Below are 13,282 nucleotides of genomic sequence, written 5' to 3' on the forward strand. Positions count from 1 at the left end.
TTATAAAATTTATAACTTCAAATTCACTTTATTATCCTTTGTACCAGCTTTGACATTCCCCATAAATAATATTGCCATAAACGAAACGATAATTGGAATTAAAGCTAATAGAAAAACAGTAGTAATGGAAGATGACATAGCAGCTATAACCTTTTCAAGAATAAAAGTAGGTATACTGGACCTTACATCTGAGCGAAATATTGCACTCGGATCACCTAGATTATTTAACATGCTGGAACCATGTTCTATTCCCTTAAAAGCATCCTTTAAGTTAGCTGTAAAGGTACTATTTTGAATGGAGCCAAAAATCGTTACTCCAATTGTCATACCTAGTGAACGAAAGAATGAATTTGTTGAAGTAGCTGAACCACGGAATCTCGGTTCCATATTATGAATAGAAACTGTGGGAAGCAAAGAGAACGAAAATCCAACTCCAAACCCCGTTATAATCATGTATATCGTTAAAAGTACACGGCTTGTTTGTGGATCCATCGTTCCTAACAAATACATACCTATCCCAAAGGATATTATAGATAATAACATCAAGTTGCGGTAACTAATTTTCGTTTGAAATATTCCACCAATTGCACTACCTACTACAGAACCTAACATCATTGGGGTTAAAATTAATCCAGCATTAGTTGCTGTTCCACCATATACAGCCTGAACAAAAATAGGAATAAATACTGTTAAAATAACAAATGTTGCTCCATAGAAAAACGTAATAATTTGTGATATTGCAAACTCCTTACGCTTAAACATCCAAAATGATATTATCGGATCTTTCACTTTTCTTTCTACCAATAGGAAGCCAACGAAAAATACAATAAACGATGCAAATAACCCAATAATTTGTATCGAATCCCACTTAAATTCCTTTCCTCCCAACTCTAAAGCGAACATTAAGCTAATTACTGCTATGACGAGTGTTATCGCCCCCCACCAATCAATATTTTGCTTAGTAGGTGGATTATTTTCTTTATAAGCTTTTAAAATAAAAATTAATGACATTAGACCAATTGGAATATTGACGTAAAAAATCCAATGCCAACTTATATTTTCTGTTATATACGCACCTAATAAAGGTCCTAATACACTTGAAGAACCAAATACGGCCCCTAATAATCCAGTCATTTTCCCTCTTTTTTCAATAGGAAAAATATCAAATACAATGGTAAAGGCGATTGGCATCAGTGCCCCCCCACCTATACCTTGAATTGCACGATAAATACTTAGCTGAACAATACTTTGCGCAGTACCACATAATGCAGAACCCATTAAGAAGATTAATAAACCAAAAATATAAAACCTCTTTCTACCATACATATCAGATAATTTCCCGAAAATAGGCATACCCGCCATAACTGCAACCATATAAGCAGAAGTAACCCAGATGAATTTATCCAATCCACCCAAATCTGAGACAATTGTACCAATTGAAGTGGCAACAATTGTATTATCCATTGCAGCCATTAAAATGCCTAGCATTAACCCAGCTATCACTAAGCGTAAGTTGCTCTCTTTTGCAACCATACCTCTTTCCTCCTTTTTTCACACTCAATAAAATATATAGTCTAATTAAACTATATACTCATTATAGTCTAATTAGACTATTTTTCAATAAATCATAAGAAAAAAATAAATCCCCCCAAATATATTGGAGAGATTATAATTGTAGAATTGCTTCCTATATAAAGTAATTAAAACCGTAAAAACTATTACTTTTTTATACTACCTTGATTTTGCATACATGTAGCTTACTCATTTAGTTTTGGTCTAGTTTGTAAATATAAATTCAAATCCGGACTTGAACCGCTAATAATTATATCTCGAACAATTTTAGAAAGCACCATACTATATACTAATCCATTATCTCCATACGCATAGATAAAGTGACAATTTGGAAACTCTTCATACATTCCAATTATAGGTAAACCATCATGAGTACCACCATAAAAAGCACTTAAATAAAATTCAGGTTCAACTGTTATATTGGGAAAGAGCTTATTAAATTCATTTACTAATTTCTCTTTTTTATGGATTAATTTTGAATCTCTTTCTTGAGCAATGTTTGTATCTTCATCTAACCCACCTATAATAATCCTGTTATCTGCAGTAGTTCTCATATAAATATATGGTCTCGCAGTTTCCCAAATGAGAGTACGTTTATACCAAGAAGATAAATCTTCTACAGGATTAGTAACAACTGCATATGAGCTAATCAGTGTAGCGTTCTTTTCCTTTTTAAATTCCAACCCTTCATATCCTGCAGCCACAATTACTTTATTGGCAGTAATAGAATTGCCCCCCTTTGTATAAAAGATAGCACATTCTTTCTCTAACTTTTTGCCAACAATCTCTGTATCTTCATAAATTTGAACTCCTTTATTAGCAGCTTGTTCTAATAAACTATGTGTAAATTTATAAGGATTTATTTCACCATCATTATACGTATAAATAGCTGCACGTTTTTTAAATGGATATCTCTGTCCAATTTGTTCCTCTGATAGCCAAGTCGCTTTAAAATCATACTTATGTAAATAATACAGTTCTTTTTCTAATTTCTTTATATCCTCTTCATAACTTGCATAATATAAACTGTCACGTCGTTTAAAATCAGAGCAATAAGGCAAGTTTTGATCAGCATATTCAATATCATTAATAGCTTGTTCACACAATTTCATATGCTTAACTGCATACTCTTCTCCAAATGTATTTACAAGTTCAAAAAACATCTTGTCACCTAAATATTGAATAAGTGCTGTATTTGTAAGGTTACTCCCGTGTCCTACCTTTCTTTTATCAACGACAACAATATTTAAATCTGATTCACTCAAATAGTATGCTGATTGAGCACCTGAACTTCCTGCTCCTATTATTAGTACGTCACATTTTATATCTTCTTCCAACCGAGGATAAGAAGGTGTATTAGAAAAAGTTGTGTTCCAATATAATTTCCCTTTCTGTAAATCCATTTAAAGTGCACCGTCCTAAATAAAATAGTTATATCCCCATCTGTATCTCCAAATCATTCTTACTATATACTTCTTATCAAATTTATTTTTGCTACCATTAGATTATTAATGCAATATTTTGTTCACCCATATATAGTATTAAACTAGGCTTATAAAAAGTTAATAGTATATATATTATTTATTTTCATTTAGAAATTTAAGAACTTGGTTAAAAGCTTCTTCACCTGCTGAAGTGTTCATTTTAAATTGAAATTCATGTGCTAACTCGCCAGAGATATTTTTATCAAAGAAAAGTGTATCTACAGGTACTCCTTTATTTTGTAAAGTAGAAGCTAATGCTTTACCTTGCTCTTCAAATGATGCAGTATTTCCATCTGTGATGAACGTTGGTGGGTAATCTTTTGTAACGTGTTTATAAATAGAGGCGATTTCCATTTCAGGTAATGTTTCAAATTTCTTTTTCCCAAAGTAAGCCCAGCCAGTAGTACGCATAAAGTCTTGCACTTCTTTGGATGTTTCCATTTTAGCTAATGCAGGCATATTATACGGGCCGCAAAATAGCAGTATACCTTTAATTGTAGAAGGAGCAACAACAGCGTCAATCCCGGTTAATTTCGCATAATCTGGAGATGTTTGAATAGTAACAAATTGTCCAGATATTTGCGCTCCCGCAGAATCTCCTGCAAAATATAGGTCATCTAGTTTTACATTATATTTCTTTGCATTTGCTTTTATATATTCATAAGCCTCACCAAGTTGTAGTACTGGTGTAGGATACTTTCTTTTAGGAGCAAGAGCATAATTTATATTTATCACTGTATAACCACGAGCAGCTAATTCTACTGCATAACCAGTAATGTCTGATTTATCTCCACCTACAAATCCACCCCCGTGCACCCAAAAAATAACAGGTGTTTTCCCTATAAAATTTTTGGGATAAATAATGTCTAATGTACCATCAGGAAATTTAGAATTATAATTGATATCTTTAACAATTCGTGTCTCTTTTAGAGCGTTTTTATAATTATTAGATTGAACAAACATTCCACCTTCAAATGCTTTTTTTATGAGAAACGCTTTCGGAATAGGTGAAACATTCCAAAAAACAACCCCCGCAATAATCAATCCGAAAACAATAAAAAGAGTTAGCAACATTCTTTTTTTCCATATCACTTTAGGTTTTAACTGTTTTATTCTCATAATTAAAGAATCTCCATTCTTTTTAGTAATAATCTTGAAATAAATCACAACATAAATTTTTATTTTCCGCCTGCTAATCCGTCCTTAAAATTTTATGCAAAAAGTTATATATTTTTATTATGTACATATTAGGTATCTCCTATAAAACACATTAAAAATTCAAACAAAAAGAGCAAAAGATCCCCATTTATAGAAGATTTCTTTTGCTCTTTGTAAAGGACACAAGTCCAAATAAAAGTTGCTTATTTATCGATAACTTACACATAAAAATCCATTTGTTTCAGTACTTTATTAGCAGAAACTTTAACAACCGTTTCTTTTTCACCCGTTCTATCAATTATGAAACCATGAACTTCAATATCAGAAGGTACTAATGGATGATGACGGATCATATCTATACTCTTTTCAATATTTTCACTAACATTTTTTTGTCCACTCAGCCATTGATTAAGGCTACCACTTGAAAATTCAGGCATGCAATTTTTAAAGAGATAGTCTAATTCTATATTATCTTTTATGAAATCACGTTGAGTTTGTAGATTAACTGAAGAAGTTTCTTTATCCTCTATTCCGACAACAAAAATTTCTTTAACATTTTCTTGATAAATAGCAATAATAATAGATCTCATTATATCTCCATAAGGATGTACAATTACAGAATCATAGCTGTGTATAGTCAACATGTTTTCTTGTTGAATGTTAGTTACTTGTTGGATACTAGGCTCTATTCCGTGTTCAATGTCTGTTAATAATAAAACTTTTTTATTCTTTGAATTCATATGGAGCACTCCTTCTTCATTATTGTATTTATGAAACTTTTAAGCTAGTAACAATAATAATTGTTACCAGTTTTTCCAGCTTCCCTCTGGATCAACACTTGCAAGTCTAACCCATCCATTTTGAACTTTTTCTCGAAATGTGAAATCATTATTTAACAAACGTTCTATATATTCAATAGGTGCTTGAATGACAATTAGTAAACGAAGTGGTGAATGATACGTCTCACTATCTGACTGCATAACGGATTGCCAAGGTAAGCCTGGCAACAGGTCACTAGCATTCCCTTGCATAACACCGAGACCCGCCGTTACGGTTTGGGTTGTTTTATTTCCACTACCATAATAGTGAGGAGCTACAGTTGATGCGTAATATTGTAGATTTATCCACTGTGCAACTGTTCCTGGTCCTGCAATAATGTTAGCTAATATATCGCCACTTTCATCCTGTTTCCAATCATAATTATGAAGGAAAGCCCTACCTTCTAAGTCACAATCTTGAGTTAATTCACGCTTTCCGATAATAAAAGATGCATTACGCGCTAATCCCCATTCTGGACGTATTTCACTCCAATCTTCTGCAAATCGATGCGCCTCTTTACTCGGATTTTTTATTTTCGTTTTGAAATTAGGTAATTGCGTTAAACGTTCTCTATTTGCATGTTGGCTCACATTTGGCATAATCGTCTCGATACAATCAAACGCTTCTTGCGCAGTTTTCGAAAGTTCTGGGACGTAAATCCATTCCAATTCGTCCACTGTTGTTTTATGTTCAGCTGCTGCAAAAATGGTATCCTTAGGAATGTTAATGCCTTCAGCAGACAACGCCTCTCTTACTTCTGGAAGATTACATAAAGTAGCGAAAACTCTTGCATTGAATCCCCCTGCTGCGCCTCCACAAGCACCACACTCAAGTGCTGCCGCATAAGGATTGTTCGTACTTTGACTACTATGTCCGCACATTACAACTAAAGGAGCAAATTTTTCTGTCAGTCCCACCATTTTTAAAGCTTGACGCACATAGTTCACTTTTTCTTCTTTCGTAAAACCGATAGGTATCTCACCTTTTGTGTCATGAACATGATTAAGCGAGAATGTTGTATCAGGTTTTTGTAACATAGTTTTACGAAGTTTACGAATGAAACCACCAACTCCTCTTGGGACAAAGCTTCTTGTCACCATCTGTAGACCAAGTAAAGGACCACTTAACTCAGGTAGCGCCATACTTGTCAGTACGTTCTGTTTCATCGTTTTAAATGTATAACGCACCGAACTGCCTACCCTCTTACGTTGCTCATAAGATTTAAATTCATTTTCATCTGTAAGCTCTTTTATTTGATGCTTCGGTTTCAGTATAACTGGCAAGGAAGGATGGCTGTCATTACTACCTAGTTCACTAGTCGCAATTGGTAACCCAAAGAAACCAGCTATTCCAAACGTTTCAAACGGACCTAGTTTTTCTAAGTGGCGACGAAACGGTTCTGAACGTACATCAATACAAAATGCTAATTGAGCTAATACACGCTTTTTATCATTGGTTGCACGTTGTTTAGAAGCAATCTTCTCTCTTAATTGCTCTGCATGCGTTTGTTCCCAAGCTTCCAGCCAAAGTTTCCTGCGAATATTTTCATCAAAACGATATGCAAATGCTAACAATTCGCTTTGTTCAGCTGCAGACATTTGTGACCATTCCCGTGTTGAAATATTCCCCCAATAGATCCAAGAAGCTATAAGTGGGACGATCGAAACTTTTTTCTCAACCTTTTGATTTTTTAAAGGTAAATAAGGTTTTGCAATAGCCAGCTCCATAGAAATTCGAACTGCTAAATATTCTATTAAAAGCCCCTGTTCCTGAATCGATTGTTGTGAGCGCCATCGTATCATTCCTGCCCACCCAGGTAAAGAAAGTAAGTGCCCTTCAAGATAAGCTTGTATGTTAGATTCAGAAATTCCTAGTTCAAATAACGCTCTCGCTAAAGCTACTTCGGCATCTTGTGGCCAATCTTTTAAAACTTTACGCTCATTTTTACTGAGCGCTGGATCAAATGTAATAAGGTGTTGCCATGCGCGATAAAAACCTTTCTCTCGATTTGGCATCGTCCAACTTGATCCGGAGTCATCAAGATATAATTTACACCATTTAATGATATGATAATTAAGAATATCAGATAGGTTTTCACTATTTTGATTCTCTATAAGCGAACTTATTGGCTGCATAACAGAGGCTTTCATATTTGCTGTATTTATATAACTCATTTCTTCTGCCAATTTATTTAATTCTGGCGATGATAATAGACTAGAAGGTAATTTTTCTAACTTTAAAGCCGCTTGGCAAAATCGCTCTACTTTCTCTCGCGGAATATGAAAAGATTGTGAATCCAGCCAACGAGACAAACTCATTTGTAAAAATGATTCCTCAATCTCACCTTTCGCTTTTGCCGAATGAATCATGGAAGTACTAGGATACATATCCACATTACGAGCTTCTTTTAGCCAATTTGCGACTTGTTCAAATGATTGCTTTTCAAGTCCCATCCAAGGGTGGTGAGCTGCAAACGTAGAGATAGGCCAAAGTGGTGCAATAACTCGGCTAGCAGATGCAACTAAATCATTTATATTATTTTCTTGCATATCAATGTTTGTATCTTTCTTTAATATTGACGATATGCTCATCACGAATTACCTCCCTTTGATACATAATGTTTCAGATAGCTTGGGTGACTTTCTACTGATTTTCTTCTCGCCTCACCTACTCGAACTAACCAAAGATAAAGTACAGCGAATAAAGTAGAAGATTGATGACGAGTAACGAAAGTACTAGTAACACTACTAAATAGTAAAATACATATAACAAAGATAACGGCTGGAGCTGAAGGTTGAACACTTTGATAAATATCAGTATGCAACCATTTATAAAGAGAATTATGAACGGTAAAGTAAATGAGAGAAAATCCAATCAAAACAATTACGCCAGCAATTCGTCCCATTCTTCCCTCTCCAAAAACAACAAGCTGTTTCCATGAAAAGTATAGTGACCAGCCTAAGATTAACGCACTAACTAGCTGATACCCCTCTCCAGAAGTCATAAACCAGAAAGTAATTGCTATAAATACTCCTAAAACACGCCCGACTATAATCCATAAATTGGACATCTTTTCATTAGACTGATTCACTATCCCAAAACGTTGCACTGAAGAACCAGCTTGTAAAAACAGTGTAGCTTTAAACAAACCATGTAAAATTAAATGAATAATAGCCGCTAAATAAGCGCCTAATGCACATTGAATAAGCATAAATCCCATTTGTGCAATAGTTGAACCTACTAGCTGACGTTTATAATCAACTTGGACTAAACTAATTCCTGTTCCGATTAAGACAGAAATACTAGAGAAAATAAGTAAAAAGATTTGTGCAATATCATCATGAAAAAGAGGTGAAAATCTAGTTAACATGATACCGCCAGCATTTACTAAACCTGCATGCATAATAGCTGAAACAGGAGTTGGAGCAACGGCAGACTCAATTAACCATCTTTGAAAAGGCCATTGTGCTGCTGGAATCATCACAGCTAGTATAATGAATAAATTGATTACTGTTCTTTCTAATGTTCCAAATTGAACTAAATTTTCATTCGTTAAAACTGATGTTAACTGCCACTGTCCAGTTATTTGAAAAAGCCAAATGATAGCTGATAGCAACGCAATCCAACTTATTGTAAATAAATAGCCAGAGATTTTAGTTGCTTCACTAACTACTTTCCACCCTTTATTTAGCCCTATGAGTAGAACCAATCCTATAAGCGTTGCTCCCCAACAAATAATCATGAAACGAAGATCATCACTTAACCATGCAACCGAAGATACACCTGTAGTAAATGTAAAAAGTACAAAGTATTTTCGATATGAGCGATCTCCCATTAAGTAACGTACAGAAAAACGCTGAATGATTAAACCAATTGTAAGAACAAAGAAAGCCATTAACCAAGCTAAAGTATCTAGATGCCAAGGCCCCACAACTCTATCTCCATTGTTATTAACAAGTGCGAGCAAAGAAACCAATGAAGGTAAAGCAGCGATACCAATATGGATATGAACAAAACGTAAAGGAATCCTTGCATGTAAAAACAATAATCCACTTAGCCAAGAAGCACTAAGCGCCATAAAAAATAAAGTTAACAGTGTTGATGAACTCAGCGAAATTAACATGTTAAATACTCCCTTCTAAGCGAAAATAACCTATAAAAATTCCTTTTAATTACGATAGTTTTTTAAATTTCAATTTTCATTCACTCTTTTTAGTGCATCGTTTTTTCCCATAAAAAAAACCGACAACTTCCATAATTCAATGATTTTATATCATCATTGAATTATGGAGATTGTCGGTTTCCCTTCAACTAACTTCAATAAAGTTTTTTGAAGAGCTCCCATTTTATAGAGGATAATAATGTATGTATTACTCCTATTAAAAAGAAATGTATATTTCTGATCTCCTAGATTATGCAATCAATATATCAATTTATGTTATACGCTATCTTTTAATTAAGAAACTTTTTCATTTAGTCAATATTACATATTAAAAAAATGCTAAAGCGTTAATTATAGCAAACTGTTAAAATGAGCATCTATCAATTTTTTAAAACAATTATAAGATAAACCATATTAAGCAGTTTGTCAATTTATTTATCCGTTTTTTAAGAGTTATTAGAATTAAGATTTATTATACCTAAATAACTTCAAGTTTTTAATTATTAGCCTGTTAGTAAAGTGCAAAACTTGTAGGTTTCTTAATCCTTCCACTAACCTTAAGGTATTTTTAAAATTTCTCCTCAAGATTATGAAGCAATTTAAAAATCATTACTCGTTCGCCTGTACGGGAGCTTATATCCGTATGAAAGCTTTTCACTTTCTCTCCAGTTAATTCTAGTATAATCTCTTTCAGATCATCAATTCCAGATTCAACTAGCTCCGAACGATTCTTCTTTATCGTTAGCATCCCGTCTTTTGTTTCGCAAACACTATATTCAGCTGGCGTTAAAACACCTTGTAAATTTACGATAATCATATCCCGTAATATATCTGTCTTAACGGATATAGACCCGCGTCCTAGGTAGTCCTTTTCCCAGTGAGTAATTGCTTTGCTTATCTCTGATTCAATCGAGCCTTTTGAGCTTTTCATCTATGTATCCTCCTTCAATAAAATAAATTTACAATAACAATATAATAATCCGGATTGATTTTATTTTCAATTATTGAGAAGAATTTATTGGGATTGCAAAAAAGAACTCTTATAAAATTAAGAGTCCCTTTTATATTAAATGCGCTTTTCCTTAGTAATGTAATGCAAAATAGCACTTAGGCATTTGTAGATTTATACAACATATTTCGAAGCAGAATACAAATAAACCCTAATACTAATGCAAACATGCCTACAAATAAAATATATTTCGTTCCAATTTGTGCAATAATTATCCCTGCGATCCCAGTACCAATTGTAGTCCCTAAATTACAAGAAGTTAAAAATAATCCATTAGCGAAATCTGGTGAATTAGGTGCTGAAGACATCATCCAATATTGATTGACATTACCACCAATCCCGCCAAAAACACCCCAAATTACAATAAAAATTGCAGTTGGTATCGCAAGATCTGATACAAAGAAAAAGGCAAAATATAATATCATTAGAGCAAAGGGATAAATGATTACCGTACGGACAGGAGCTATTGTCAGTAATCTCCCTGCAAGAATATTCCCGATAATATTTGCTAACCCATAAACAAATAGCATGATACTTATCATATACGGCGACATTTTCGTAACTACATCTAAATATTCGGCTAGATAACTATAAATTCCAAATACCGCTCCATTTAAAAAAGTTACAGCAAGTATGGATAGCCATGTGATACCTTTCGTTAAAATCTTAAGCTGCGAACCATAAGAAAGCTTTTCCTGAACAGGCATAGAGGGAATAAATACGATTGTCATAATAAACGCAAAAATATTAACAAGTGCAAAAAATGTTAATGATATTTCAAGTGTAAATACATTTGCTAAAAAGTTGACAATCGGTACACCTAAAACCATACCAGCTGAAACCCCAATAAACACTTTGGCAACTGCTTTTGGAGCTTCTTTTGCACTAACTGAAGTTGCTGCTACTGATAAAGCCATCGATACGTACACTGGATGAAAGAAAGCCGGAATTACTCGTGCAACTAAAGCAACTGTAAAATTCGTTGTAAAAATTGAAATAACGTTGCCGATAATAAAGATTGCTAGTACGAACAACATAACCGTTTTTCGATTTACACCCGAAAAAACTAAAGGAAGCGTTGGAGCCGCAATGGCAATGGCGAGCGCGAACAAACTAACCATTAAACTTACCTTCGAAACACTTACATCAAAATGATCTGATAATGCCGGAAGCAAGCCAATATATCCCATTTCAGTATTAAGAATACCGAAAACCCCTACTGCTAATATAAAAATTAATACACTTTTTGAATTCTTCATAAAAAACACTTCAACTCCTCTTTCACTTCTTATCAATGCTTTTGGTAATGTGATTATAAAATGGTATTATTGAGATAACAAATACCTATATTGAATACATTCCCATAACAAATAGGCATACGAAGGAGAAGAGTTTTTTGGACATACGTGTATTACGCTACTTCATTGCGGTAGCAACGCAAGAGAATATATCTGCTGCTGCAAATGCATTGCATTTATCTCAACCTACATTATCAAGACAGTTAAACAACCTGGAAGAAGAGCTTGGAACTACTTTATTTGTGCGAGGAAATCGAAAAATCACTTTAACAGACGAAGGTATGTTTTTATTAGATCGAGCAAAAGAAATTGTGGATTTAATAGAAAAAACAGAAGCTAATTTTAACCAAAAATCTGAAATTATTAGTGGAGAAATTCATATTGGAGCTGGAGAAACAGAGGCAATGCAGTTCATTGCACAAACTATAAAAAAAATTGTTGCCCATCACCCTAACATTAAATTTCATTTATATAGCGGCAACGCTGATGACATTACAACAAAATTAGATAGTGGTTTATTAGATTTTGGTATCGTTATTGAGCCAGCAAATAAACAAAAATATGACTACTTAAAGTTGCCAGCTACTGATGTATGGGGCGTACTTATGCGAAAAGACACTCCCTTAGCGGAAAAAGCTTATATCCATCCAACAGACTTACTAAATAAACCTCTTATCATATCAAGACAAACGGCTGTAAGTAATGAATTATCAGGATGGCTTGGAGAGGAAATTGAAAACTTGAATGTTATAGGTACATATAATTTACTCTATAATGCATCCTTACTCGTAAAAGAAAATATAGGGTACGCATTATGTATTGATAAGCTTATGAATACGTCTGAGGAAAGTACACTTTGCTTCCGCCCCCTATCTCCTAAGCTAGAGGCTGGACTAAATATTCTTTGGAAAAAACATCAAACATTTTCAAGTGCTACAAAGATTTTTCTAACATATTTGCGAGGAGGTATGTAAATATTTTCTTACAAAAACTACATGTTTGAAAAGCGGCATAACCTTCTTTCTAGGATACATTTATCTAGGAAAAAGAAAGGAGAATAATTCTTACGATTTTCTGTTGAAAGTTGGAGTTAATATGTTAGGATAAATTTTTAGAACGAAACACATATACACAAATGTAATACATCAATGAGATAAAAAAGGATTCCCCACGAACGGGGAACCCTTTTTTATTATATACATCTCATCTTGAGATAACTATTCCTTGATTATTTTTTAATTTTTTCTTTTGCTTTTTCTGGAACATCACTTTCTTTTACTTCTTCTAATGAAAAAACATAACCTCCTTTTACTCGAACTTTTATATAAGTATCTTGATATTCATGTTGGCCAGCAATCCCTACCTTAATTACCGATTCTTTTCCTGATTCATCCACTCCATTTAGCATATACATAGATCTCCTAGGGTAATCAGGGTCAGGTTCAGCTGGTCCCTTAGTAAGAGCATAGACATCTTTTTCTATCACAAGTGGATTATATCTATCTATAATTTCGTTTTCTGTAAAAGTTAATCCCCAACACGCTATAATTAGCACTACAACTACTCCAGCAATTTTAAATCATAATTCTTTCATGTTTAAATTTCACCTTTCGTTAATTAATATATTTATAACAATATTTATATATTTAAATTTCGAAAGGATAAATATGTTGTATAAGACCTTTCTAAATATAATGGGTATATCTTAATAAAAAGTGAATAAATAACTTAAGTTTTTCTTAATCTCCCATAATGAGTCATTATCATAACGGACATAGAC

Annotated in this window: 10 protein-coding genes; 1 reads left to right on the forward strand and 9 read right to left on the reverse strand. The window is 33.5% G+C overall.

Annotated elements, in window-relative coordinates:
• Nucleotides 1-9: 9 nt before the first annotated feature.
• From AB6801_RS18850 to AB6801_RS18885, 8 genes are all read right to left on the reverse strand, one after another.
• A complete protein-coding gene (locus AB6801_RS18850; RefSeq protein ID WP_097999668.1) occupies nt 10-1,533 on the reverse strand; it encodes an MDR family MFS transporter in 1,524 nt (507 codons plus the stop codon).
• Between the two features lie 224 nt (nt 1,534-1,757).
• Nucleotides 1,758-2,975 (reverse strand): NAD(P)/FAD-dependent oxidoreductase, encoded by a 1,218-nt coding sequence (locus AB6801_RS18855; RefSeq protein ID WP_097999669.1) that lies wholly within the window; start codon nt 2,973-2,975, stop codon nt 1,758-1,760.
• A gap of 174 nt (nt 2,976-3,149) precedes the next feature.
• Complete coding sequence (locus AB6801_RS18860) at nt 3,150-4,175, reverse strand: alpha/beta hydrolase (RefSeq protein WP_001220684.1); 1,026 nt, start codon at nt 4,173-4,175, stop codon at nt 3,150-3,152.
• A gap of 257 nt (nt 4,176-4,432) precedes the next feature.
• A complete protein-coding gene (locus AB6801_RS18865; protein WP_065703713.1) occupies nt 4,433-4,954 on the reverse strand; it encodes a carbonic anhydrase in 522 nt (173 codons plus the stop codon).
• A gap of 63 nt (nt 4,955-5,017) precedes the next feature.
• Nucleotides 5,018-7,624, reverse strand: coding sequence for a DUF2309 domain-containing protein (locus tag AB6801_RS18870; protein ID WP_098330452.1), 2,607 nt, complete (start codon nt 7,622-7,624; stop codon nt 5,018-5,020).
• Nucleotides 7,624-9,156, reverse strand: a complete 1,533-nt coding sequence (locus tag AB6801_RS18875) for an NADH dehydrogenase subunit 5 (protein ID WP_048568432.1) — start codon at nt 9,154-9,156, stop codon at nt 7,624-7,626. The genes AB6801_RS18870 and AB6801_RS18875 overlap by 1 nt, the downstream gene beginning before the upstream one ends.
• Nucleotides 9,157-9,763: 607 nt before the next feature.
• Complete coding sequence (locus tag AB6801_RS18880; protein WP_000842548.1) at nt 9,764-10,126, reverse strand: Na-translocating system protein MpsC family protein; 363 nt, start codon at nt 10,124-10,126, stop codon at nt 9,764-9,766.
• Nucleotides 10,127-10,302: 176 nt separating this feature from the next.
• On the reverse strand, nt 10,303-11,463 hold the full coding sequence (locus tag AB6801_RS18885; protein WP_170954568.1) for an MFS transporter: 1,161 nt from the start codon (nt 11,461-11,463) through the stop codon (nt 10,303-10,305).
• A 137-nt stretch (nt 11,464-11,600) separates the two neighbouring features.
• On the opposite strand from AB6801_RS18885, the gene AB6801_RS18890 reads away from it, so the two are divergent.
• Entirely contained in the window at nt 11,601-12,476 is an 876-nt protein-coding gene (locus AB6801_RS18890; RefSeq protein ID WP_097999423.1) for a LysR family transcriptional regulator, read from the forward strand.
• 254 nt (nt 12,477-12,730) lie between these two features.
• Here AB6801_RS18890 and AB6801_RS18895 read toward each other — a convergent pair whose 3' ends face one another.
• A complete protein-coding gene (locus AB6801_RS18895) occupies nt 12,731-13,075 on the reverse strand; it encodes a YxeA family protein (RefSeq protein WP_255261998.1) in 345 nt (114 codons plus the stop codon).
• Between the last annotated feature and the right edge of the window lie 207 nt (nt 13,076-13,282).

The sequence above is a fragment of the Bacillus sp. RCC_6_1 genome (assembly GCF_041360755.1).
In the GTDB taxonomy this organism is placed as follows: domain Bacteria; phylum Bacillota; class Bacilli; order Bacillales; family Bacillaceae_G; genus Bacillus_A; species Bacillus_A cereus.